The 24,065-nt window shown below is 63.6% G+C and carries 22 protein-coding genes; 2 read left to right on the forward strand and 20 right to left on the reverse strand.

All coding sequences use genetic code 11. The annotated features are described in order from the left end of the window. Positions 1-30: 30 nt before the first annotated feature. Positions 31-2,505 (forward strand): U32 family peptidase, encoded by a 2,475-nt coding sequence (locus COLINT_RS03750; protein WP_039910331.1) that lies wholly within the window; start codon positions 31-33, stop codon positions 2,503-2,505. Between the two features lie 240 nt (positions 2,506-2,745). Here COLINT_RS03750 and COLINT_RS03755 read toward each other — a convergent pair whose 3' ends face one another. The 20 genes from COLINT_RS03755 to dltA all read right to left on the reverse strand — a co-directional run bounded on the left by COLINT_RS03755 (position 2,746) and on the right by dltA (position 19,540). Beyond that, positions 2,746-3,834 (reverse strand): Gfo/Idh/MocA family protein, encoded by a 1,089-nt coding sequence (locus tag COLINT_RS03755; protein WP_006723041.1) that lies wholly within the window; start codon positions 3,832-3,834, stop codon positions 2,746-2,748. Between the two features lie 348 nt (positions 3,835-4,182). Then, positions 4,183-4,506 (reverse strand): 50S ribosomal protein L24, encoded by a 324-nt coding sequence (rplX, locus tag COLINT_RS03760; RefSeq protein WP_006723043.1) that lies wholly within the window; start codon positions 4,504-4,506, stop codon positions 4,183-4,185. Between the two features lie 18 nt (positions 4,507-4,524). Then, the gene (gene rplN, locus COLINT_RS03765; protein ID WP_006720295.1) at positions 4,525-4,893 is read right to left on the reverse strand and encodes a 50S ribosomal protein L14; all 369 of its coding nucleotides are present in this window, start codon (positions 4,891-4,893) and stop codon (positions 4,525-4,527) included. Between the two features lie 107 nt (positions 4,894-5,000). Beyond that, positions 5,001-5,267, reverse strand: coding sequence for a 30S ribosomal protein S17 (gene rpsQ, locus COLINT_RS03770; RefSeq protein WP_006723044.1), 267 nt, complete (start codon positions 5,265-5,267; stop codon positions 5,001-5,003). 14 nt (positions 5,268-5,281) lie between these two features. Further along, on the reverse strand, positions 5,282-5,497 hold the full coding sequence (rpmC, locus tag COLINT_RS03775; RefSeq protein ID WP_006723045.1) for a 50S ribosomal protein L29: 216 nt from the start codon (positions 5,495-5,497) through the stop codon (positions 5,282-5,284). Further along, positions 5,497-5,922: a 50S ribosomal protein L16 gene (gene rplP, locus COLINT_RS03780; protein ID WP_006720292.1), complete on the reverse strand. Its 426-nt coding sequence runs from the start codon at positions 5,920-5,922 to the stop codon at positions 5,497-5,499. The genes rpmC and rplP overlap by 1 nt, the downstream gene beginning before the upstream one ends. Further along, a complete protein-coding gene (gene rpsC, locus COLINT_RS03785) occupies positions 5,922-6,632 on the reverse strand; it encodes a 30S ribosomal protein S3 (protein WP_006723046.1) in 711 nt (236 codons plus the stop codon). The genes rplP and rpsC overlap by 1 nt, the downstream gene beginning before the upstream one ends. A gap of 5 nt (positions 6,633-6,637) precedes the next feature. Continuing rightward, positions 6,638-7,003, reverse strand: coding sequence for a 50S ribosomal protein L22 (gene rplV, locus COLINT_RS03790; protein ID WP_006723047.1), 366 nt, complete (start codon positions 7,001-7,003; stop codon positions 6,638-6,640). Between the two features lie 13 nt (positions 7,004-7,016). Beyond that, on the reverse strand, positions 7,017-7,277 hold the full coding sequence (gene rpsS, locus COLINT_RS03795) for a 30S ribosomal protein S19 (RefSeq protein ID WP_006723048.1): 261 nt from the start codon (positions 7,275-7,277) through the stop codon (positions 7,017-7,019). Between the two features lie 26 nt (positions 7,278-7,303). Further along, positions 7,304-8,134 carry a 50S ribosomal protein L2 gene (gene rplB / locus COLINT_RS03800; RefSeq protein WP_006723049.1) on the reverse strand — a complete coding sequence of 277 codons (831 nt, stop codon included), beginning with the start codon at positions 8,132-8,134 and terminating at the stop codon, positions 7,304-7,306. A 167-nt stretch (positions 8,135-8,301) separates the two neighbouring features. Then, positions 8,302-8,589: a 50S ribosomal protein L23 gene (gene rplW / locus COLINT_RS03805; RefSeq protein ID WP_006723050.1), complete on the reverse strand. Its 288-nt coding sequence runs from the start codon at positions 8,587-8,589 to the stop codon at positions 8,302-8,304. Further along, positions 8,590-9,216, reverse strand: a complete 627-nt coding sequence (gene rplD / locus COLINT_RS03810) for a 50S ribosomal protein L4 (protein WP_006723051.1) — start codon at positions 9,214-9,216, stop codon at positions 8,590-8,592. A gap of 15 nt (positions 9,217-9,231) precedes the next feature. After that, positions 9,232-9,852: a 50S ribosomal protein L3 gene (rplC, locus tag COLINT_RS03815; protein WP_006723052.1), complete on the reverse strand. Its 621-nt coding sequence runs from the start codon at positions 9,850-9,852 to the stop codon at positions 9,232-9,234. Positions 9,853-10,271: 419 nt separating this feature from the next. Next, entirely contained in the window at positions 10,272-13,604 is a 3,333-nt protein-coding gene (locus tag COLINT_RS03820; RefSeq protein WP_006723053.1) for an ABC transporter ATP-binding protein/permease, read from the reverse strand. Positions 13,605-13,774: 170 nt separating this feature from the next. Next, the gene (locus COLINT_RS03825; protein WP_156780321.1) at positions 13,775-14,932 is read right to left on the reverse strand and encodes an AI-2E family transporter; all 1,158 of its coding nucleotides are present in this window, start codon (positions 14,930-14,932) and stop codon (positions 13,775-13,777) included. Between the two features lie 120 nt (positions 14,933-15,052). Further along, positions 15,053-16,270 (reverse strand): D-alanyl-lipoteichoic acid biosynthesis protein DltD, encoded by a 1,218-nt coding sequence (dltD, locus tag COLINT_RS03830; protein WP_006723056.1) that lies wholly within the window; start codon positions 16,268-16,270, stop codon positions 15,053-15,055. Between the two features lie 9 nt (positions 16,271-16,279). Next, positions 16,280-16,516, reverse strand: a complete 237-nt coding sequence (locus COLINT_RS03835) for a hypothetical protein (protein WP_006723057.1) — start codon at positions 16,514-16,516, stop codon at positions 16,280-16,282. After that, entirely contained in the window at positions 16,516-16,761 is a 246-nt protein-coding gene (gene dltC / locus COLINT_RS03840) for a D-alanine--poly(phosphoribitol) ligase subunit DltC (protein ID WP_006723058.1), read from the reverse strand. The genes COLINT_RS03835 and dltC overlap by 1 nt, the downstream gene beginning before the upstream one ends. Beyond that, positions 16,754-17,962, reverse strand: coding sequence for a D-alanyl-lipoteichoic acid biosynthesis protein DltB (dltB, locus tag COLINT_RS03845; RefSeq protein WP_006723059.1), 1,209 nt, complete (start codon positions 17,960-17,962; stop codon positions 16,754-16,756). The genes dltC and dltB overlap by 8 nt, the downstream gene beginning before the upstream one ends. A gap of 6 nt (positions 17,963-17,968) precedes the next feature. Continuing rightward, on the reverse strand, positions 17,969-19,540 hold the full coding sequence (gene dltA / locus COLINT_RS03850) for a D-alanine--poly(phosphoribitol) ligase subunit DltA (RefSeq protein WP_006723060.1): 1,572 nt from the start codon (positions 19,538-19,540) through the stop codon (positions 17,969-17,971). Positions 19,541-19,955: 415 nt separating this feature from the next. Here dltA and COLINT_RS03855 point away from each other — a divergent pair, with 415 nt between their 5' ends. Beyond that, positions 19,956-23,804, forward strand: a complete 3,849-nt coding sequence (locus COLINT_RS03855) for a phosphoribosylformylglycinamidine synthase (RefSeq protein ID WP_006723061.1) — start codon at positions 19,956-19,958, stop codon at positions 23,802-23,804. Positions 23,805-24,065 lie beyond the last annotated feature (261 nt).

Consider the following 24,065-nt stretch of genomic DNA (forward strand, 5'->3'; position numbering starts at 1 on the left):
TGCGAATCAACCGCTACTCCGGAGGTTTTCATGCCTTCTTCTCCTTCGACACGTTTTTCCAAACCAGAACTCCTCGCGCCTGCCGGCGGACCGGAGCCGTTTTACGCGGCGCTCGCGGCCGGCGCGGATGCCATCTACTGCGGCATGGGGTCGTTCAACGCCCGACGCAAGGCCGATAACTTCACTGACGAGTCTTTCGAGGCAGCCTGCCGTGCGGCGCATCTCGCTGGGTCGCGTGTCTATGTGACCGTCAACATCGTTATTAAAGACGAGGAGATGTCCGAGGCGCTCTCTCTTGTCGACCGTTGCTGGAGGCTCGGTGCCGATGCCTTCATCATCCAGGACTGGGGCCTGTTTTTTGAGATTCGCCGCCTCATGCCCGAGGTGGAGACCCATATATCGACACAGGCGAATATTCACGACGCCCGGGGTACCGCCTGGTGCAAAGAAGCCGGTGCAGATCGCGTCACGCTTTCTCGCGAGCTCTCCATCGACGAGGTTGCCATCATCCACGACGCCGTGGATATAGAGCTCGAAGTGTTTTCACACGGCGCCATCTGTTTTTGCTACTCGGGCGTTTGCCTGCTTTCCAGCTTCACCTCCCGGGGGCGCTCGGCTAATCGCGGCATGTGCGCACAGCCCTGTCGCCTGCCTTACGAGCTGATTGACGAAACGGGACGCTCCTGGTCGAAGCCCGGTCGCGAGCGCGCCCTATGCCCGCGCGACACCTGCACCGCCGATAAGCTTCCCCGTCTGCTGGATGCCGGCGCTCACGCACTGAAACTCGAAGGGCGCATGAAGGCCCCCGACTACGTGCACTCCATCGTGAGCGCCTACCGTGCGCAGCTCGATGACATCCTCGCCGGCCGCGAAATCTCAGACGAGACCGCGCAGGCCCGTTACCGCCAACTCAAGCGCTGCTTCAATCGCGATTTCACCTCCGAGTATCAGGAGGGTCGTTCGGGCGATGAGATGATGAGCTACGAGCGCTCGAACAACCGAGGCCAAATCGTGGGCGAGGTGCTCGGTAGCAAGCCACTCGGCAACACAAAGGGCCTGAAACCCGACGACAAGCGCCGTCGCGCCGCCTGGACGAAGCTGCGCCTTTCCGAGCCCGTGAGCAAGGGCGACCTACTCGAGCTGCGCCACGACGATGAGTTCGATCAGTTCCTCACCGCAATTGCCCCCGAGGATGCCCGGGCAGGCGATAGCATCGAGTGCCGCACCGCCCGCCCCATGCCCGCAGGCGCCCTTGTACGCCTTATCCGCAGCCAGGCCGCGCTCGACGCTGCAGAGGCTGCGCTCAAGCGCCCTGTCGCCCGCAAGCGCGCCGTGGATGTGCGCGTTGTGGCCCACCTGGGGCAGCCGTTTGCCGTTGAACTGACCTGCATCGACGATCCAGCGCTTTCCGGACGCGCGGAGGGCTTCACGGTGGAGTCCGCCAAGACCCGCGCCGTATCAGCGGAAGACCTGGTCGAGCACGTGGGCCGCATGGGCTCGTCGCCATTTGAGGCGGTAAGCTTCGACATCCAACTTGACGAGGGCTGCGGTATGGGATTTTCTGCGGTCCACAAGGTGCGCGCCGCTGCATGCGAAGCGCTGGAACGATCCATCCTCGCGCCGTACGCTGAGCGCCTAAACCATTTGATGGTGCAGAGCGACCCTGTGTGCCCGGCGGACTTGAACGACCTCGGGGAGGTCTGTGCGCTCGTCACCTCACTCAATGCCGCCGCGGCGGCACGCAAGGCGGGGGCGGCACGCGTGTACATGACCGTTGACGACCTGCTCGCTGAAGGGCTCTCCCCTGCCAGCTGCTCCGCCGAGGGCGTCATCCCCGTGCTCGATGAGGTCTCCCGCGAACTCGACCACGAGCGACTCGACCCGTGGCTCACCCCCGGTGCACCCGCGGCCGTTGGCACCATCTCCGAACTCGCGCTCGGCGCAGAGATCTGTTCCGTTGTGGAGCTTCGCAGCTGCATCCCCGTGCATAACGTCCCGTGCATGCGTGAGCTCGCCGCCCGTGGTGCGCACGCAGCATGGCTCTCACCCGAGCTCACCCTCGCCGAGATCGAACGTATCGCCCCGCAGCGCGGCGAAATGACGCTGGGCCTCATGGTGCTCGGCGCTCCCCGCGTCATGACGAGCGAGCATTGCATCCTGCAGGTCGCCGGCGCCTGCATCCACGATTGCGCGAACTGCCGTCTGCGCGTCCGCGACTTCAAGCTCAAGAACATCGACGGGCGCATGCTGCCCGTCCGAACGGTCCTCAACGGCCGTAGCCACCTCTACGACGGCGTTCAGCTCGATGCCACCCCACAGATTCCGCAGCTGCTTCGCGCCGGCGTTACGCGCTTCCTCGTTGACGGCACATTGATGAATATCGATATGTTATCGCGCTCTGTTGCACGGACCAATCGCGCCCTGGAAGCCGCTCGATCCGGGCGCACGCCTGACAAACGTCTTCCTGGTACAAGCTCTGGTTGCCTGTTCCAAGGCGTTGAATAGGATCGCCTCGAATCGCATGTCAAGGGGGAGCGGGACTTCACACCCCGCTCCCCTGTTTTTGTGGCTGCCTGTATTTGACCTATATGCAACGTTCGGTTTGGACCACATATCGATACTTGTCGATATGTTCTGATTGCCCTCTGAGTCGTTGTTCGAAGCACGATGACGTCCCGCTCGTACGCCCTTCAGCACAAGGCTCAAGCCGTGTGGCAGCCCATGCGAACAGTGCATTCCCCCGCACTACTCCTCCTCGGGGTACACAACGCCCCAATCACTGCGCAGACGGGTCATCGTCTCCATCACATCCGAAGCGTAATCGATAAGCTTCAGCTTTGACTCATCCCCGGCAACTGCCTTCTCCAGGTCGGCGATCTCGTAGCACAGCGCATACGCCTCAACACCAGCCGTGACCTCCTCGCGGCGACCGTCGGCCGTCCAAGTGATCGTCGCTCGGTCCGCGCGCGGGTACGCCATGATCTCAACGTAGCAATCGTCGAAGCACAGGTCAGCGCGCTTGGGCTGCTTGGCGTGCATGGTGAGGGAGAACACGCCGAGCTGTCCCTGCGCATTGCGCGTGATGAACCCGCTCTCTTCATCCACCCCCGTCTTAAAGAGGTTGGCCAAAGACACGACTTCGTTGGGTTGGCTCTCCATGAACAAGCGCGCAACCGAGAGCGCGTACACGCCGATATCCAGCATCGCACCGCCGGCAAGCGAACGGTTCCAGAAACGGCTCTGCACGTCCTCATAATCATGGAAACTACCGAAGTTGACCTGCGCAAGACGAAGTCGGCCAAACTCTCCCTCACGCGCACGACGCATGAGCTCGACATAGAGGGGCATGTGCAGGACCGTCGTTGCGTCCATAAGCACAACGTGATGTTCATCGGCAATAGCACGCGCCTCAGCCAGCTCATCAGAATTAAGGGTGATCGCCTTCTCGCAAAGCACGTGCTTTCCAGCCGACAAAGCTCCACGCAGGTACTCGATATGTGTGTTGTGAGGCGTGGTGATGTAGATGGCGTCAACCGCTGGATCTGCATATAGATCTTCAACCGAGCGATATACACGTTCAACGCCGTACTCAGTAGCGAATGCTTCGGCCTTTTCCAGCGTGCGATTTGCCACGCCGTAAACCTTGCGTCCAGCAAGTGCAAGCGATTGGGCCATCTGATTGGCAATCACGCCACAACCAATAACCGCCCACCTCAGCTCAGGCGCGGTGAAGATATCATCCGGGAACGGCAATCCATCAACAGCGGCAAACGCAGCCTTTGCTGCAGCAGCAGCGTCCAAGGGCGCAGCATTGAGAGTATTCTGTGCATCCATATGTACCCCATTTCCATGATTGATCACTACGATGCAATTGTGGCACAAGGAGCAAGTCTCAACACGGTCCATGTAAGAAGAAACTCTTAGTGAACCCTCTCATAGAAGGTTCGATTCACTTTTTAAAAGTGTACGTTTTGGGGGAGGTTTTACCTGTAAATCAGATATTGGAATCGGATCACTCGATGTTTGCCCAGGATAGGATTTGGCATCGACCCTGATTTCGACCGAACAGCCCCAAAACTTCCCCCAAAACGTACACTTATCAATTTCAGGCATAAAAACGAAATACCCCCTGAACTGCGTGAGGCAGTCCAGGGGGTACGAAGGCGCTCTAGATGCTAAATCTTAGAACTTGTGACCGCACTTCTTGCAAATGCGGAGCTTGGTCTTGTGACCGTCGAGCTCGCCAGCCTCGTGGCCAACACGGGTGCGCTTGCCGCACTCGGGGCAGATGAGCTGGACGTTGGAGACGTCGATCGGCATCTCCTTGTCGACGATGCCGCCCTGCTGACCGGCAGCGTTGGGCTTGACGGCCTTCTTGGCGACGGCGACGCCCTCGACGATGACCTTGCCCTCGGAAGGCAGCGCGCGCAGGACGACGCCCTGCTTGCCGCGATCCTTGCCGGAGAGCACCTCGACCTTGTCGCCCTTCTTGATGGACATAGACATAGTGGTCTCTCCCTTACGTTATAGGGTCTCGGGTGCGAGCGAGACGATCTTCATGTACTTCTTGTCACGAAGCTCGCGAGCGACGGGCCCGAAGATACGGGTGCCGACAGGCGAACCATCCTTGTTGATGACGACGGCAGCGTTGTCATCGAAGCGGATGTAGGAACCGTCCTTACGGCGGACCTCCTTCACGGTGCGCACGATAACGCAGCGAACAACATCCTTCTTCTTGACGTTCGCGCCAGGCGTGGCCTCCTGGACGGCGGCCATGACGACGTCACCGATGCCGGCGTAACGGCGCTTAGAGCCGCCCAGCACCTTAATGCAACGAACCTTGCGCGCACCGGAGTTGTCGGCAACGTTCAGCATGGTTTGCATCTGAATCATGGTTGGAACCTTTCCGAAGCTAGGCCAGTGAGAGGTGCGACCGCCCTTGGTGAATACCCGAGGTATCCGAGCGGGCGCACATCACCGGAAAACTTACATCGACAAGCTTACTTGGCGCGCTCGATGATCTCGACGAGACGCCAACGCTTGGTGGCGGACAGCGGACGGGTCTCCATGATACGGACGGTATCGCCGACACCAGCGGTGTTCTCCTCGTCGTGGACGTGGAACTTCTTGGTGCTGGTCATCATCTTGCCGTACTTGGGGTGACGCTTGCGCTCCGTGGTGGTCACAACAATGCTCTTGTTGCCCATGATGGAGGAAACGATACCCTGGCGGACCTTGCGCGCGTTGCGCTCAGTTGCTTCAGCCATTATCTACTCCTGTGCTACTCGGTGGCAGCGGACTTCTCCGCTGCGATCTGACGGGCACGCTGCTCGGTGAGGACACGAGCGATGTCCTTCTTCACGGTGGTCACGCGAGCGGTGTTGTCCAGCTGGCTGGTGGCCATCTGGAAACGAAGGTTGAAGAGCTCGGCGCGGCAATCCTTCAGCTTCTCAGCCAGGGCCTCGTCGGAAAGCTCACGAATCTCTGCGGGCTTCATTACTTGTCCTCCCCGTTCTTAGCGCGGGTAATGATCTTGGTCTTGATCGGCAGCTTGTGCTGGGCAAGACGCAGGGCCTCGCGTGCGATCTCCTCGGACACGCCGGCGATCTCGAACATAACGCGACCCGGCTTGACGACGGCCACCCACTCCTCGGGGTTACCCTTACCGGAGCCCATGCGGGTCTCCGCGGGCTTCTTGGTGATGGGCTTGTCGGGGAAGATGGTGATGTAGACCTTACCTCCACGCTTCATGTAGCGGGTCATGGCGATACGAGCGGCCTCGATCTGACGGTTGGTGATCCAGTGACGATCGAGAGCGACGATGCCGTACTCACCGAAATGGAGCTCGGTGTTGCCCTTGGCCTGGCCCTTCATGGAGCCACGCTGCACCTTGCGGTGAAGAATACGCTTAGGAGCGAGCATTACTGATTCCTCCTATCGTTGTTGCGACGACGCGGACGGGAGGTACCCTCGAGAGCCATGTTGGGAACAGGCTGACCCGGGAGCTTCTCGCCCTGATAGATCCAGACCTTGACGCCGCAGGAGCCCATGGTGGTGCGGGCGGTGGCGGTGCCGTAGTCGATCTTGGCGCGGAGGGTGTGCAGCGGCACGCGACCCTCGCGGTACCACTCGCGGCGACCCATCTCAGCACCGCCGAGACGACCGGAGCACTGGATACGGATGCCCTTGGCACCGGCCTTGCGAGCGGACTGAACGGCCTTGCGCATGGCGCGACGGAAGGCGACGCGGCCCTCGAGCTGCTCGGCGATGGACTGAGCCACCAGCACGGCGTCGAGCTCGGGACGCTTGACCTCGATCACGTCGACGGACAGGTTGCCCTTGGAGACGCCGGCGACCTTCTCGAGCTCGGTGCGGAGACCGTCGATCTCGGAGCCCTTCTTGCCGATGACGACGCCAGGACGAGCGGTGAGGATGATGACCTTCACCTTGTCGCCGGCGCGCTCGATCTCAACGCGGGAGACGGCGGCGCGGGCGAGACGCTTCTCGAGGAAGCGACGGATCTCGATATCGTTGCCGAGAGTCTTAGCGTAATCCTTCTCAGCGAACCAGCGGGAGCGCCAGTTCTCGGTGATGCCGAGGCGGAAGCCAGTGGGATAGACTTTCTGACCCATGACGCTTAAGCCTCCTTTCGAGGAGCAACGATGACGGTGATGTGGCTCGTGCGCTTCAGGATGCGGGAAGCGGAGCCCTTGGCACGAGGACGGATACGCTTGAGCGTCGGGCCCTCGTCGACATAAGCGGCCTTGACGACCAGGTCGTCGGCGCGCATCTGGTTGTTGTGCTCGGCGTTGGCGACGGCGGAGCGCAGGACCTTCTCCACGTCCACGGCGACGGAGCGCGTGCAGAAGTGGAGGATATCGAAGGCCTGAGCGACGTTCTTGCCGCGGATCAGGTCGATCACGAGGCGAGCCTTGCCGGGGGAAACGCGCACGTACTTAGCCGTGGCGCGGACCCCGCGGGTCTCGGTGGAAGTAGTAGCCATTTACCTAAACCCCCTATTTGGCCTTGTGCGCACGGAAGGTACGGGTGGGCGCGAACTCGCCCAGCTTGTGACCAACCATGGACTCGGTGACGTACACGGGAACATGCTTGCGGCCGTCGTGAACGGCGATGGTGTGACCGACCATCTCGGGGAAGATGGTGGACGCGCGGGACCAGGTCTTCACGACGTCCTTCTTGCCAGCCTCGTTCATCGCGATGATACGCGAGAGGAGGCGCGCCTCTACGAACGGGCCCTTTTTGAGACTTCTGCTCATAAGTGCTTTCTCCTAACGGGTATCGATTACTTCTTGCGACGACGGATGATGAGGTCGTTGGACGTCTTCTTCTTGTTGCGGGTACGGTAGCCCTTGGACGGGGTGCCCCACGGAGAGACGGACGGACGACCGGAGGTGTGCGAGCGACCCTCGCCACCGCCGTGCGGGTGATCGACCGGGTTCATGACGGTACCACGGACGGTCGGGCGGACGCCCATCTTGCGATGACGGCCGGCCTTACCGATCACGATGTTGGCGTGCTCGGAGTTGCCGACCTCGCCGATGGAGGCGCGGCAGGTCACGAGAACGCGACGCATCTCGGAGGAAGGCATGCGGATGATCGCGTACTTGCCCTCCTTACCCATGAGCTGGCAGGCGGTACCAGCGGAACGGGCGATAGCAGCGCCCTTGCCAGGCTGGAACTCGATGGCGTGGATGAGGGTACCCACGGGAATCTCGGACAGCGGCATGGCGTTGCCCGGCTTGATGTCGGCGCCGGCACCGGAGATGACGGTGTCGCCGACCTTGAGGCCCTTGGGGGCCAGGATGTAGCGCTTCTCGCCGTCCACGTAGTGGAGCAGGGCGATGCGAGCGGAGCGGTTCGGGTCGTACTCGATGGTAGCGACCTTGGCCGGCACGCCGTCCTTGTTGCGCTTGAAGTCGATAACGCGGTACTGGCGCTTCACGCGGCCACCCTGGTGGCGCATGGTGATGCGACCGGCGTTGTTACGACCGGCCTTGACCGGCAGCGGCTCGAGAAGAGACTTCTCGGGCGTGGTGCAGGTGATCTCGGAGAAGTCCGCGATCGTCTGCCAGCGACGGCCGGCGCTGGTCGGCTTAAGGTGCTTTACAGCCATTCCTTATCCCTTTCATATCGGTCCGTTGGCCACTGCAAGCCGGGATCGTGGATGCAGTGACACCGGATTACCACGGCTCCGGGCGTTTCCTATTAATACGCACGGAGCACTTGAGCTTGCCTCCCCCATTCGAAGAGGCAAGCGTCAAGAACTAACAGAGGCGTGAATTACGCCTGGGTGCCGAAGACCTCGATGGTCTGACCCTCGGCCACGGTGACAATGGCCTTCTTCCAAGAACGGGTCTTGCCAGCAACATAGCGAACGCGCTTGGTCTTGGGCTTGACGTTCAGGGTGTTAACGCGAACAACCTTCACGCCAAAGATCTCCTCGACGGCGTCCTTGATCTGGAACTTGTTGGCGTCCTTGGCAACCTCGAAGGTGTACTTGTTCTCCTCCATGGCGGAGTAGGAACGCTCGGACACGATCGGGCGGATGATGATCTCGTGAGCGGTCATTTAGGCGAGCACCTCCCCGAAGTGAGCGGCGATGTCGGCGGGCATCAGCAGAGCGCCGTTGTTGACGAGGTCATAGGTGTTGGCCTCGGCAGGCGTGATGATGAACGTCTTGGGGATGTTGCGGAAGGAGAGGTAAGCGTTGATGTCATCCTCGCGAACGATGATGGTCAGACGCTTGCCCTCGATGCCCAGAGCCTTGAGCATGGCAACGGCGGCCTTGGTGGAAGGCTTCTCGAAGCCGTAGTCGTCAACGAGAACGAGCTCGTTGTCGCGAAGCTTGGCGGACAGGGCGGAGCGCATGGCGAGCTTGACCTCTTTGTTGTTCATGCGCTTCACGTAGGTGCGGGGCTTGGGCCCGAAGATCACACCGCCACCACGCCACTGAGCGGCGCGGATGGAGCCCTGACGGGCACGGCCGGTGCCCTTCTGACGCCAAGGCTTCTTGCCGCCACCGGAGACCTCGGAACGGCCCTTGGTGGACTGGGTGCCCTGACGCCAGCAGGCCTGCTGGCACTTGACGATGTGGTGCATGACGTGGATGTTCGGCTCGATGCCGTACACGGCGTCGGCGAGCTCGGCCTCGGCGACCTGCTTGCCCTCGGCGTTCTTCACTTCAAACTTAGACATAGCGACGGTCCTCCTTTACGCCATGCGGATGGCGACCAGACCGTTCTTGCCACCGGGCACAGCGCCCTTGACAAGCATGAGGTTCTGCTCAGCATCAATGCGGACAACGGAGAGGTTCTTCACGGTCACGCGGGCGTTGCCCATGTGGCCGGCCATCTTGACGCCCTTGAGGACGCGGGCCGGGTAAGCGCACTGGCCGATGGAGCCGGGGTGACGCTGGATGTGGGAACCGTGGGTCATGGGACCGCGGCGCTGGTTCCAGCGCTTAATGCGACCCTGGAAGCCCTTACCCTTGGAGGTACCGATGACGTCGACCTTGGCGACGTTCTCGAAATCAGCGACGGTGACGACGTCGCCGACCTTGTGCTCCTCGCCGTTCTCGACGCGGACCTCACGAAGGTAACGGACGGGCTCGACGCCAGCCTTAGCGAAGTGACCAGCCATGGGCTTGTTCACGTGCTTGGACTTGATGTCGCCGAAGCCGATCTGGACGGCGTTGTAGCCGTCGGTCGCCTCAGTTTTAACCTGCGAGACGGTGCAGGGGCCAGCCTGGATGACCGTGACGGGGACGACGTTATCGTCCTCGTCCCAAACCTGGGTCATGCCGATCTTGCGGCCGAGAATCATGTTGATCATTCGATCTCCAACTCTCGGTGGTCTTGGGACATTGCACGCGCCCCTTGCGCGTGCCCCTAGAGGACCACATACGGACTTGCGCGCCACTCCTTGCATTCGCTTTGACCTCTTGTGCGCGGCAACCCATTTGCGCAGGTAGATGGCCTAGGTAGAATCCTCCTAGTGAACACAGCTTGATTAGTATACACGCCCGCGGGCGTCTCCATATTGTCTTCGCAATGTTTTTGCAGGTGAAGGGCGTTGCCTGCTCCGCCGAGGGGCAGCGTCGGATTTCGCTCGGTCAAGTCCTGCTCGCGACGAAGCGTCCACTGGATGCTTCTGCTCGTGCGGAATCTACGAAATCCGACGCCGCCCCTCGCGGAACCCAAGCTGCCATCCCCTTGCCGAACCTCAATTTAGGGACTGTCCCTAAATTGAGGCTACTCGCTGCGAAGAGCCTCCACGGGGTCGCGGCGGGCGGCGCTGCGGCTGGGGATGAGCCCGGCCATGACGGTGAGGGCCACGCTGATGAAGATGAGGATGAGAGCCGATGAGATGGGCAGGCGCATCACGTTCTCCACGTGGTGCACGGCGAGCGCCCACGCGTTCACGGGGAATGAGACGGCCACGACCACCGCTATGGCGAGCACGCCCGCGATGAGGCCCTCGATGAAGGTCTCGGCGTTGAAGACGTTGGCGATATTGCGCTTGGAGGCGCCCATCGCGCGCAGGATACCGATCTCCTTCTTACGCTCGAGCACGCTGATGTAGGTGATGATGCCGATCATGATGGAGCTCACCACGAGCGAGATGCTCACAAAAGCGATGAGCACGAGCGAGATCATGTTGACGATGCTCGTCACGCTGCCCATGAGCACGCCCATGTAATCCGTGTAGACGATGACCTTATCGTCCTCCCCCGCGGCGCGCATATCCTCGTTGTAACGGTCGATCGCCCCGAGCACCGCGTCTTTGGCCTCGAAGTCAATGGGATAGATGCTGACCGCCTGCGGGTCGGCCGCATCGGCGTAACCGAGCGTCGCCAAGTTGTTGTCGTAGGTGAGCCTGCCGGCGTTGGCATAGCTCGCCATGAGGGAAGAGAGGTCCTCCGCATCCATGTTGAAATGGATGGCGCGCGCGAAGGCCCCGCCGTCGACCGAGAACGCCTGCTGCATGTTGGCAGCAAGACGCTGGGCGAGATGAGGGGCCATCGCCGCCATTGCCCGACCCAGGCCCTCCCGGAGCTGCGCGCCGATAGCGGTGGAGAGCTCGCCGCCGATCTGGGCGGCGATATCGTCAAGCGCCTTTTTGACGTACGCGGCGAAGTCGCTCTCGACATAAGCCCGGACGATCTCCTCGAGCCGGTTCGCGACGGGCTCGCCCGCGATGGCCGCAACCCGCTCCAGCAGGGCGGCGCCGCCCTCGGGCGCATCGCTTTCGGCATACGCGATGAACTGCCCGACGAGATCCCGACCGAAATCCGGGGAGCTCGGATCGAGACCCTGACCGGGTCTCGCGAGCCACTCCGTCACGAATCGCCGTACGAACTCGCTCGAAAGATCCATGACCTGCTTGAGCTGGTTTTCATCGAGGACCGGGTCCTTTCCAAGCTCGCCCAGGATCCCGTCGAAATCGAGAGGCGGGACATCCCCCAAGATGGTCGAGAGATCGACCGAATCGAGCGCGGCGGAGATGTCTATGTCCACCCCGCCCATGTCGAGCCCCGCGAAATCGAAGCCCGAAAGATCGAGCCCCGCACCGAGTTTGGACGTATCGACCTTGAACGCCGCACGCAACGCCGCCTCGTCCACGGAGAACAGGCTCGCCAAATCAACGCCGCGCTTGGCCTCCTCCTGCAACGTTGCGAACGGTTTCCCGGTGAAGACATCAACCTCGGGCTCGGCGAGCTGTGCCCGCACGATCTCCGAATTCGCAGCGCGCTTCATGAGCTCGTCGGTCAGGCCGCTGGTATAGGCGATGCCCTGCGAGAGCGCGGCGGACTTTGCCGTGGGACTCGGCTGGACGATACCCACGATCTTGAGGTCCAGGCCCTGGCTCACCTGGTCCGCCATGAACGAGGCGTCGTCGGACATGTCGGTCCAACCACCCGTCTCGGCGTTGCGGCGATACGAGTCGGAAGCGGCGAGAACCTTGAACGTCGTGCCGAGCGCGTCGTCGTAGGTGAAATCCGCATCGACCTCGGGGACATGCACCTCCCCCGAGCCGCTCATGGTGCGCTCGACCATGCGATCGAGGGCGGCGGGGTCGAGCACGCCCATGCTGTACAACGTGAAGTCCGATATCTTGCCACGAGGCGAAAGCACGAGGACGCACTCATCGGCCGCCTTGGCCCATCGGCCGGCGACCACGTCGTACTGCTCGTCGAGCAGCTTGGGATTGTCGATCATCTCGTTGAACGCCGTAGTGCCCGTCATCATGGTGCCCGCCATCGCGGCGCTCGACGCCCCGCCGGTCATGGCGGTCGTCATTGCGTTGGGCGACAGGCGCACCGGCCCCTCCGAGGTATCGGATCGATACACGAGCGGTGTGATGCCGTAGTCATACTGGATGGCCGAAACCTCGCCATCGAGTTCCTTGGCGTCCTTATCCAAAAAGCCCTTGAAACTCGCCATATCGTTGGATTTCACGCTCGCGAACATATCGGAGAGCATCGTGAATATCGGAATAGGCTCCTTCAGGTCGACTTTGCGGCCTCCGTCGGCGTCGGCAGACGGCGCCTCGGAGCCGTCGGCCCCATCCCCGGACACCTCTTCCTCAGGTGTGCCGGCATCCCCCGTCATCATGCTCGTGAGGTCGTAGCTCTGCCGCGCGATCGTGAGCGGATAACTCGACAATGTGTCTTGCTCGACCTTGGCGATGTAGCCGTTCACTCCGTTGGAGAGCGCCAAAATCGCCGCGATGCCGATGATGCCGATCGACCCGGCGAAAGCCGTCATGATGGTGCGGCCCTTCTTGGTCATGAGGTTGTTGAAGGACAGGGAGAGCGCCGTGAGCAAGCCCATCGACGAGCGGTGCGCGGAGCCCTCGTCGGGATGGGCGACGGCGGCCGCACGCGCGGCCTCGACCTCATCCTCCGGCACGGGGCACGTGTCCCCGGCAAGACGCCCGTCCTTGATGCGCACGATGCGCGTCGCGTAATCTTCGGCGAGCTGCGGGTTGTGCGTGACCATGATCACGAGCCGCTCGCGCGCGACCTCCGCGAGCAGATCCATCACCTGGATGCCCGTCTCGGTATCGAGGGCGCCCGTGGGCTCATCGGCGAGAACGATCTCGGGGTCGTTCACCAGCGCTCGTGCGATGGCGACGCGCTGCATCTGGCCGCCCGAGAGCTGCGATGGCTTCTTGTTCACATGCGCGCCCAGGCCCACGCGCTCGAGCGCGGCGCGGGCACGGCGCTCCCGCTCAGCGCGGTCCACGCCCGCCAACGTGAGCGCGAGCTCCACATTGGCCAGGATCGTCTGGTGCGGAATGAGGTTGTAGCTCTGGAAGATGAAGCCCACGCGGTGGTTGCGGTACGTGTCCCATTCCGCATCCGTATAGTCACGAGTCGAGGTTCCGTTCACCACGATATCGCCCGAGTCGGCGTGGTCGAAGCCGCCCAATATGTTCAAGAACGTAGTCTTGCCGGAACCCGATGGGCCCAGAACCGCCACGAACTCGCTCTCCCTAAAGGTGACGGAGACACCGTCCAGGGCGCGCTGGACCAGGTCCCCGGTCTTATATGTCTTGGTGATGTCGCGAATCTCGATCATGCGCAGCCTATCCACGTGATGTCATATTCGCTTTTCGTACCCACATTCCCCGCGTTTAGGCGAACGTGGGGACGCGATACAAAGACCTTATGTGGCATCGGCGAGACGGGCCGCCAGGAAATCGCGAACCGCTGCACCGGTAGTGCCAGCGGGCGAATCAGCCCAAAGGCCTATTCCGAGAGCTCGCCCGCGGCCATGCGCTCGGCGAGGCGGGTGTTGGTCCACTGGCGGACGAGCTCGTAGAGCACCGCCACGATGGGAATGAAGAATACGATGCCCACGATGCCGAAGAGCTTGCCGCCCACGAGCGCGGCGATGAGGGTCCACAGCGCGGAGAGGCCCACGGAGGAACCCACCACATGGGGATAAATAAACTGATTCTCGACGAACTGGACGGCCAGGTACACGATCACGCAGATGATCGCCTGACCGGGCGAAGCAAGCAGGGTGAGGAACGCGCCGATGGCGCACGACGCGAAGGCGCCCACATACGGCACGAAGGCGAAGACCGCGGTGAGGAAGCCGATGAGCCCGGCATACGGCAGGCGGAAGAGGGAGAACGCGATGAAGATAAGCGTGCCCAAGATGCACGCCTCCAGGCACTGCCCCGAGAGGAACTTGGAGTACGTATCGGTTGCCAACGCCGCGACGTGGCGGATGCGCGATGCGTGTCGCGGGGCGAGATGGGCATCCATCATACGGTTGACCTGACGGCCGAGCACGCGCTTGCTCGCCAGAACGTACACGGCGATGACGAAGGCGAACACCGTGCTCGAGACAACCGAGACGGTGGAGCGCGCAGCGGCGAACACCGAGGTGGCGATGGAGCCGAGTCCGAAGTTCATCAGGCCCTGCAGGCCCTGCGAGCGGGAGGCAGAACCGGCGGCGGGCTGTAGCCAGGCCATGAGCTTGTCCACGTCCACGCCCTCGGCCGCCAGGACGCGCTCGATCTCGGGCAGGCGCTCGGCGAGCAGGGGCGCGACGGTGCGAGCGGAGGCGATGAGCTCGGGCACGAGCATCGTGACGGCCATGACGGCCACACCAGCGATGGCGATGAGCACCAGCACGATGCTCACCACGGTCACAAGACCAGGCTGAGGACGCTTCTCCTCCGGGAGGCGCTCGACCAGGCGGCCGAGCATGCGCTCCATGCCCGAAACGGGCACGTTCAGCACGAAGGCGAATCCAAGGCCGAGCAGCACCGGGAAGAAGATGTTGATGACGGCGGACAAGGCGCCGATCACCACGTCGAGGTGCATGACGGCGGCATAGAGACAAACGCCGAACGCGATCAGCGAGGCGGCGCGGCGCGATTTCTCGTCGAACATGGGCATCCTTACATGAGGGCGGCACCCGCGGTCCATCGAGACCTCGGGTGCCACACGGTTTTGGGCCTTATACCCAATCTTTTGAACCCATCACACGGCCGCTCGCCCTCCCGCGCGCACTCAAGCACCCGCCAACAGGACGTCTCCAGACGGACCGGTGTCGGCATAACCGGTTTTCAGGAAGGTGTAAATGGCCTTCGAATAGTACGCCGACCCGAGCTCCGAGGGATGGGAGTAATCGCGTAGGAAATATCGGTCGTACTCATGGCCGGAGAAATCCGCGACCTGAAATCCCGCATCGGCGGCCGCATCGCGCACCATGCGATAGTACTGCTGACGGACCTCACACGTGTAAACGGTCTGGTCGTAGGCCGCTCCCTTGACGGGCTGGATCACGATGAGCGGTTCGACCCCCGTCTCACGGCACACATTGAGAACCATCTTGAAGTCCTCGAACTCCTGCGAGCTGAAGTACTCGTCACCCCGCACCTTCCAGCTCTTGTTCGCGCCCTCCAGCCACGTCTTGAAATGCTTGCCGTACCAGGCGTCGCTCATTCCAAGGTCGTTGCCCGTCGCCTGAGCCCGGGCGGCGCGATCGGCCTCGGTGAACACCGCGTCCCAATCGGGGCCGCCGGTCGCGCGGGGCGGACGCGGGGCGGTCGCGTCGCCTGCAACACCAGAACCCCGACCGTCGAGGGCCAGGTCGTGAGCGAGGCGTACATCGGATGCAAGGGTCTTCGCCGCCTCATCCACATCGCGCACGATGCGCTCGACGGGCCCCTCGTTCGCCGGCTCTCCGGCGCCGTACTCGGCCGCGCGCTGAGCCACGCGACGCTTCAACCCATCGGATATATCGCCATTCGCCATGAACGCCTCGAAAGCCCCGGATGAATATACGTCGGGAAAATCACGCGCGGGGCGGCGGTACGTCATGAACCATTGGATGCTCGGGAAAAGCACCACGCGGCGCGGGGCATCCGCCACTGAGGCAAAGGCACCGATCTCGATTGCCTGCCACAGGTCCGCGCAACCCGCGCGGCCCGCCATCAGCGCGCCCACATCGTAGGTACCGGGAGCAAGCAGGTTGCCCGGATGAGAGAAGCCCGCCGGCCCCGGGTTGAGCTCCGAAGACCCGAACACCGGGGCGACCGACTCGCCGCGGTCGACGCTGCGTTCGTATTGACCCCGCATGAGCTGCCAGCTCGACACCTCTTGCGCCGTGGGATAGCCCACGAAAGGCACATCTTCATCTGTCAGCCGACTCTCCCAGGCATACGCGGCGCCGCCGCCGACGGCGAGCGTCGCAGCCAGGGCCAGGGCGATGATGCGTCTTCTCATGACAACCCCCTAGAACTCTGCATACACCGGGCTTGCCGGCGCGCCATACGGAGAGAGCACGAAAAACCACCCGAGCACCGCCACGAGCACCACGACGGCCGCAAACCAAGCGACGGCCGCCGAAGCCGCGTCCGAGTAGAACCATGTGCGCACGCGCTCGGGCGTCAAGGAACGCAGGCACGCAAACGCAGACGCGCTATGCCCCGCGGCGCGCACGGCCTCGCCCGGACGGCCCTCGGCGCTCATCACAGTCTCACCGCGATCTGCTCGATGATCTTGTTCACCGTGTTCATTTCCGAGCGCTCGACCGCGGTGGGCGCGATGTCCACACCGAAGCGCTCCTCGATCTCGACGAGCACTTCGATAGCGGCGAGGGAGTCGAGCAGGCCAGCCGCGAACAGGTCGATGTCGCGCTCCTCGCGCACGGCCTCGTCGTCGCAGATGTCTTCCAGCATGTCGAGGACCTCTGCCTCGAGTTCGTTCCTATCCATTGATGATCCTTTCGATGATGTGGGTGAGCTGACCGGAGAAGAGCGCGAAGCCGATGACCACGAGCTGCATCGTGACGAACCACGACAGCGCCCGGTACCAACGCTTGCGCTTGTTCCGCTTGTAGAAGGTCGACCGCTTTTGGTAGACCTCGGTGAGCGCGAGCAACACGCCGTGATACAGGCCGTACGCAAGGTAGTCGACGGTCAACCCATGCCACGCGCCCATGAGCAGCATGTCGACCAGGTAGGCCGCGCACGCCGTGTGCAGGCGGCTCGAGAAGAGCTTTCGCTTGGAGGCCATGCGCACGAACCTCATGAAGACGAAGTCGCGCAGCCACGTGGACAACGTGATGTGCCAACGGTTCCAAAAGTCCTTCATGTCCTGCGCCGCAAACGGGGCGCGGAAATTCTGGGGCGTGGCGATGCCGAAGCAGTAACTCGCCCCCACTGCCATGAGCGAATAGCCGGCAAAGTCGAAGAAGAGATACAGGGCGTAGACGTACGCGCGGGCGATGGTGCGCACCGGCGCCGGCCCGGGAATCGAGATCACCGCCGGCACGCCCGCGAGCTGCGCGGTGGCGGAAGGGTCGAGGGCCGTCTGCGCAATCGTTGCCAGCACCAGTTGCGACACGGCTCCGGCGAGCAGGAACAAGATGCCCCGACTGAAGAGGTCGGCGTACTCGGATCGGGAAAGCCGTCTGTCGGCGTCTTCTCGGAACCGACGCGACCGATCGATCGGCCCCGAGGTGAACGTCGCGAAAAACGTCAGGAAGTACAGGTAGTCAACGACGCCGAGGTCGTCGATGAGCCCATCGCGGATTTCGATGAGCACCTGCACCGCCTTGAAGGTGAGGTAACTGATGCCGATGAAGCCCAGCAGGTTCGCATCGAACACCGCCCCCACCTTGTAGATGACGAGCGGAGCGATGGTCGCGACAAGCGATGCGCGGTACACCGCCATGCTCTTGCGGCCGCTCTTCCAGCTGGCGAGCGTCGCACGCATGGACGCGAACGCCACCGTGAGAAACACCGCGAACGCGACGGCACCGGCGGGGCTGCCCGCGAAGAGCAGACCGACCATCACGCATGAGGCCGCGAAGCCGTAATACTTGATGCGCCTTTCCATGAAGCCGAGCACTGCGGCGGGAACCACCGCTGCGGCGAGCGCCATGAAAAACGACGGGGAGGTATAAAAGCCCATCGGTGCCTATTTCTTCTCGGTGAGGGCACGGCGGTCGAGTTTGCCGTTGCCGGTCATGGGCAAGGACTCATGGAACGCGACCTTCTTCGGAACCATGTAATGGGGCAGGAACTCGGCCAGGCGCTCCTTAAGCGCGAGACCCGCGCGAAACGGCGTGTCCCCAAGCGGTTCGGACGGCACGACATGCGCCACAAGATGCGAGATCTTCCCGTCCCGATACACCGGGGCGACCGCGGCGGCGGCGATCTCGGGCAGGCGACGCAGATGGCCCTCGATCTCGCCGAGCTCGATGCGAAAGCCGTTGAGTTTGACCTGCAGATCGAGGCGGCCGCGGAAATGCAGCATGCCCTCGGCATCGAGATAACCCTCATCGCCGGTTCGGTAGGCACGCACGGCGGCGCCGTCGAGCACGGCTGTGTCGAAGGCTCGCGTCGTGAGGTCGGACCGCCCAAAGTAGCCGCGGGCGACCGTATCGCCCTCGATGACGACCTCGCCGAAGGCGCCGGCGGGAACGGAACGCCCCTCCTCATCGACGATGCGGATACGCGTGCCGAGGCGCGGGGCGCCCACGGGCAAGGGCTCGGGGCTCGCCGCCATCTCGGTCGTCACCTCAACCGAGGTGACGGCGACGGTCGACTCGGTTGGACCGTAGGTGTTGACCACGCGAGCCCGCGGGAAGCGCTCGAGCAGGCGCGCGGCCGTCGCGTTCGGTAGCGTCTCGCCGCAGAACAAGAAGAGCCTGAGCTCGGGCATGGCGCCCTGGTCGAAATCGGCATTCGCAAGGCAAAGCTCGGCAAACGACGGGGTCGAGACCCAGATATCCGCGCCGCTCTCCTTGAGCGCGGCGAACTGAGCCGCCATGCTGAGCTGCGTCTCGGCGGCCAGCGAGTACAACGTGCCGCCACCGCCGAGGGTGCCGGCGAGCTCGAACACCGACAGGTCGAACGAGAAGGGCGCCTGATCGAGCCACACGCGACCATCCGAGCGCTCAGGGGTGTTGCCGTGGGCGAGTTCGAGGTCCCATGCGCAGAAGTTGTCAAAGCAGGCCGCCGTGACCTCGACGCCCTTGGGCGCACCGGTCGAACCGGAGGTGAACAGGATGTACGCAAGGTCCTCCCCATCGATCCAGCGACCGCGGTCGGAGTGGCCCGTGGCCGCCACGAGGTCGTCGATGGCGCGATGCTCGATGACGGTAACGGGCGGCATGTCGTCACATGTGGGGAAGCTTCCCACCGCCAGCACGAGCGGGGCCTCAATGCCCGCGTCGCCCGTCATGGAGGCACGGATCTGCGTGGCGATCGACGCGGTGCGCTGCGGCGGCACGGAGTTGCCGTCGATGGGAACGTAGGGGCACCCGGCCTTCATGCAGGCGAGAAAGCATACGACCATGAACGGGTCCTTGTTGCCGTACACGATGACGGGCATACCGCGCTCGACAAGCTTGCCCACCTGCTCGGCGAGCGCCCCAGACGCCGCCCACAGCTCTCGATAGGTCAGGCTCATCCCCGTCGATGTGCGCACGGCGGTCCGGCAGGGCCACTCGCGGGCGACTCGCTCGATGTTCTCCAAGTACTTCACGTGTCATCCCATCCCTTCGGTTCCACACGGGCGCCATGGGCGCCGTGTCCGAGAGCCCTACCCCCCCCCCCGACGCTGTTTTGGCAAGCATGACTTCGGGAGATACGGGGAGGCCTCGTCTTGATGCTGCGCCCCATTGTGCCCGTCGAAGCTTTGCGCATCCTTACCGCCGGGTGACGTTTGCGTAAGAGTGGTTATGAAGTACTGAAGTCGCGGACGAATCATCCATTCGCGTGGAGGAACGCGGGCGCGAGCCCGCGCGTGTAAAAACGCACCCGTCCCCAAATTGCACACATACGCACGGCAGATAGGCCTGGACGGTGGCGTATTATTGAAGGGTTAGCAAACCGTTCGGCTCAAGGTCGTGCAACCGCCGCCGACGGACCGACCCGTACAGAAAGAAGGGCAGGACTCAATGGTCTCTCGCGTGTACGTAGAGAAGAAACCCGGGTTTGACGTCGAGGCGCAGCAGCTGCTCGCCGAGCTTCGCGACACCCTGGGCATCGAGGCGCTCACGGGCCTGCGCGTCATCAACCGCTATGACGTCGAGGGCATCGACGAGGAGCTGTTCGGCTCCTGCGTGCCCACCGTGTTCTCCGAGCCGCAGGTCGACTTCGCCTATGACGAGCTCCCCGAGGAGCCCGGCGCGACCGTCTTCGCCGTCGAGGCGCTGCCCGGCCAGTTCGACCAGCGCGCCGCCTCCGCCGCCGAGTGCGTGCAGCTGATCTCCCAGGGCGAGCGCCCCACCGTTCGCTCCGCAAAGGTCTACCTGCTCTCCGGCGATCTTTCCACCGAGGACTTCGACGCTATCAAGGGCTACGTGGTGAACCCGGTCGAGTCCCGCCTCGCCGAGCTCGAGTGCCCCGAGACCCTCACCCAGGAGATTCCCGACCCCGAGCCGGTCGAGATCATCGACGGCTTCCGCGAGATGGACGAGACCGCGCTCGCCTCCTTCATCGCCGAGCGCGGTCTTGCCATGGACGAGGCCGACATCGCGTTCTGCCAGCAGTATTTCAAGGATGAGGACCGCGACCCCACCATCACCGAGATTCGCGTGATCGACACCTACTGGTCCGACCACTGCCGCCACACCACCTTCGGCACCAACCTCGAGAACATCGAGATCGACGACGCCGCCGTCGAGGCCGCCTTCAACCGTTACATGGAGATGCGCCACGAGCTCGGCCGCGACGAGAAGCCCGTCTGCCTCATGGACATGGGCACCATCGGCGCCAAGTGGCTTAAGAAGCAGGGGATCCTCACCAACCTCGATGAGTCCGAGGAGATCAACGCCTGCACCGTCAAGGTGACCGTCGACGTCGACGGCGAGGACCAGGACTGGCTGTTCCTCTTCAAGAACGAGACCCACAACCACCCCACCGAGATCGAGCCCTTCGGCGGCGCGGCCACCTGCGTGGGCGGTGCGATCCGCGACCCGCTCTCCGGCCGCTCTTACGTCTACCAGGCCATGCGCGTCACCGGTGCGGCCGACCCGACCGTCCCCGTCTCCGAGACCATCGCCGGCAAGCTGCCCCAGCGCAAGATCGTGACCACCGCAGCCGCCGGCTATTCCTCCTACGGCAACCAGATCGGCCTTGCCACCGGCCAGGTCTCCGAGCTCTACCACCCCGGCTACATGGCCAAGCGCATGGAGGTCGGCGCCGTGGTGGGCGCCACGCCCGCGAGCCACGTCCGCCGCGAGTGCCCCGCGCCCGGCGACAAGATCATCCTGCTCGGCGGCCGCACCGGCCGTGACGGCATCGGCGGCGCCACCGGCTCCTCCAAGGCCCACAACGTCGAATCCATCGAGAAGGACGGCGCCGAAGTCCAGAAGGGCAACGCCCCCATGGAGCGTAAGCTGCAGCGCCTGTTCCGCCGCGGCGACGCCTGCCGCCTGATCAAGCGCTGCAACGACTTCGGCGCGGGCGGCGTGTCCGTCGCCGTGGGCGAGCTGGCCGACGGCCTCTACATCGACCTCGACATGGTCACCAAGAAGTACGACGGCCTCGATGGCACCGAACTCGCGATCTCCGAGTCCCAGGAGCGCATGGCCGTGGCCGTGGCCGAGGCCGACGTCGAGGAGTTCATGGGCTACGCCGCCGAGGAGAACCTCGAAGCGACCGTGATCGCCGAGGTCACCTGCGAGCCCCGCGTCCGCATGGCCTGGCAGGGCGACGCGATCGTCGATCTCTCCCGCGACTTCCTCAACTCCAACGGCGCGCCCAAGTACCAGGACGTCCACGTCGTGGCGCAGGGCATCGCCCCCATCGACCCCGAGAGCGAGCTGGCCGAGGCCGCACTCGAGGAGTTCGGCACGCTCGACGGCATCTACGAGAGCACCGTCCCCATGGTGCCGGGCGCCGAGACCTGCGACTCCTTCCACGACGCCATGGTCGAGCTCGTGAGCGACCTCAACGTGTGTTCCAACAAGGGCCTGTCCGAGCGCTTCGACTCCACCATCGGCGCCGCAACCGTGCTCATGCCCTTCGGCGGCGAGCGTCAGCTCACCCCGAACCAGGCCATGGTCGCCAAGTTCCCGGTCGACGGCGAGACCACCACGGTCTCCGGCATGGCCTGGGGCTTCAATCCCTACATCATGGACGCCGACCAGTATCGCGGCGCTTACCTCTCCGTCGTCGAGAGCATCTCCCGCCTCGTGGCCACTGGCTTCGACCATGAGAAGGTCTACCTGTCCTTCCAGGAGTACTTCGAGCGTCTGCGCGACGTGCCCGAGCGCTGGGGCAAGCCCATGGCCGCCGTGCTGGGCGCCCTCATGGCCCAGGTCGAGCTCGGCGCCGGCGCCATCGGCGGCAAGGACTCCATGTCCGGCTCCTTCGAGGACCTCGACGTCCCGCCGACGCTCGTCTCCTTCGCCGTGGCCGTGGACAAGCTCGCCAACGTGGTGTCGCCCGAGTTCAAGGGCGCCGGCCACCGCGTCGCGCTGATCCAGCCCACCTATCAGGTCGACGACCTCCTGCCCGAGTCCGCTTCCCTGCTCACCGCTTTCCGCACCGTCGAGAGCCTCGTGCGCGAGGGCAAGGCGCTCTCCGTGTCCACCGCGGGCTTTGGCGGCCTGGCCGAGATCCTGTTCAAGGCCTGCCTGGGCAACCGCTTGGGCTTCGAGGTGTCCGAGGCCTACTACGAAGCCGACGCCCGCGACCTGTTCGACCACTCCTACGGTTGCTTCGTCGTTGAGCTCGACGAGGGCGCTGCCCTGCCCGAGGCCGACGGCGTGTGCGTGGTCGAGCTCGGCGTGACCTGCGAGCCCTACGAGTTCACCGCCTACGGCGAGACGCTCGATCTGGCCGAACTGCAGGAGGCCTGGGCGAGCGCGCTCGAGGGCGTGTTCCCCTACCGCAGCGCCGCCGACGATGTCGATGCCCCCGAGGAGCTCATCCCCGAGGAGCGCTACCGCTGCGAGGAGGAGGGTCGCATCCGCGCGACCTACGGCGGCCTCAAGATTGCCAAGCCCCGCGTGATCATCCCTGTCTTCCCTGGCAACAACTGCGAGTTCGACTCCGCGCGCGCCTTCCGCGCCGCCGGCGCCGAGGCCGATGTCTTCGTGATCAACAACCTCACGCCTGAGAACGTCGCCGAGTCCACCCGCGAGCTTGCGCACCGCATTCGCGAGTCCCAGATTGTCATGATCCCGGGCGGCTTCTCCGGTGGCGACGAGCCCGACGGTTCCGCCAAGTTCATCACCGCGTTCTTCCGCGCACCCGAGGTCACCGAGGCCGTTCGCGACCTGCTGCAGTCCCGCGATGGCTTGATGCTCGGCATCTGCAACGGCTTCCAGGCGCTCGTCAAGCTGGGCCTTGTGCCCTACGGCGACATCGTGGACGCCACGCCTGAAGCCCCGACGCTGACCTTCAACGAGATCGGCCGTCACCAGAGCCGTCTGGTTCGCACCCGCATTTGCAGCGACCTTTCGCCTTGGCTGTCCCAGTGCGACCTCGATGAGCTCTACACAGTTGCCATCTCCCATGGCGAGGGCCGTTTCGTGGCCAGCGACGAGGTCCTGGATCAGCTCCGTGCCGGCGGCCAGATCGCCACGCAGTACGTCGATGTGGCGGGCATGCCCTCCATGGACCTCGACGTGAACCCCAACGGCTCCGTCGCCTGCATCGAGGGCATTACCAGCCCCGACGGCCGCGTGTTCGGCAAGATGGGCCACGTCGAGCGTCGCGGCGACGGTCTGTACAAGAACGTCCCCGGCGAGAAGTTCATGCCCTTGTTCGAGAGCGGTGTGGCTTACTTCGGCTAAACGCCTCGCAGCCCCTCCGTCTGCTCACTGACGCTCAAGCGCCGTCGGCCATCACGGTCGGCGGCGCTTTTGCCTTCTCGCCGACACGGCAAACTCCGCTGTCCGCCATATCATCGAGACGCTACGAACAGCTTTGCGCTCGCAGATAAGTTGCCTGATACGTTTGCTCGCGGACGGGCATCCTAGCCGTAACCCACTCGGCATCGATCAGAAGACGAGTCGTGGCGCATGCCCGCGACTCTCCCCCGCATCCCCCTCATG

It is taken from the genome of Collinsella intestinalis DSM 13280, assembly GCF_000156175.1.
In the GTDB taxonomy this organism is placed as follows: domain Bacteria; phylum Actinomycetota; class Coriobacteriia; order Coriobacteriales; family Coriobacteriaceae; genus Collinsella; species Collinsella intestinalis.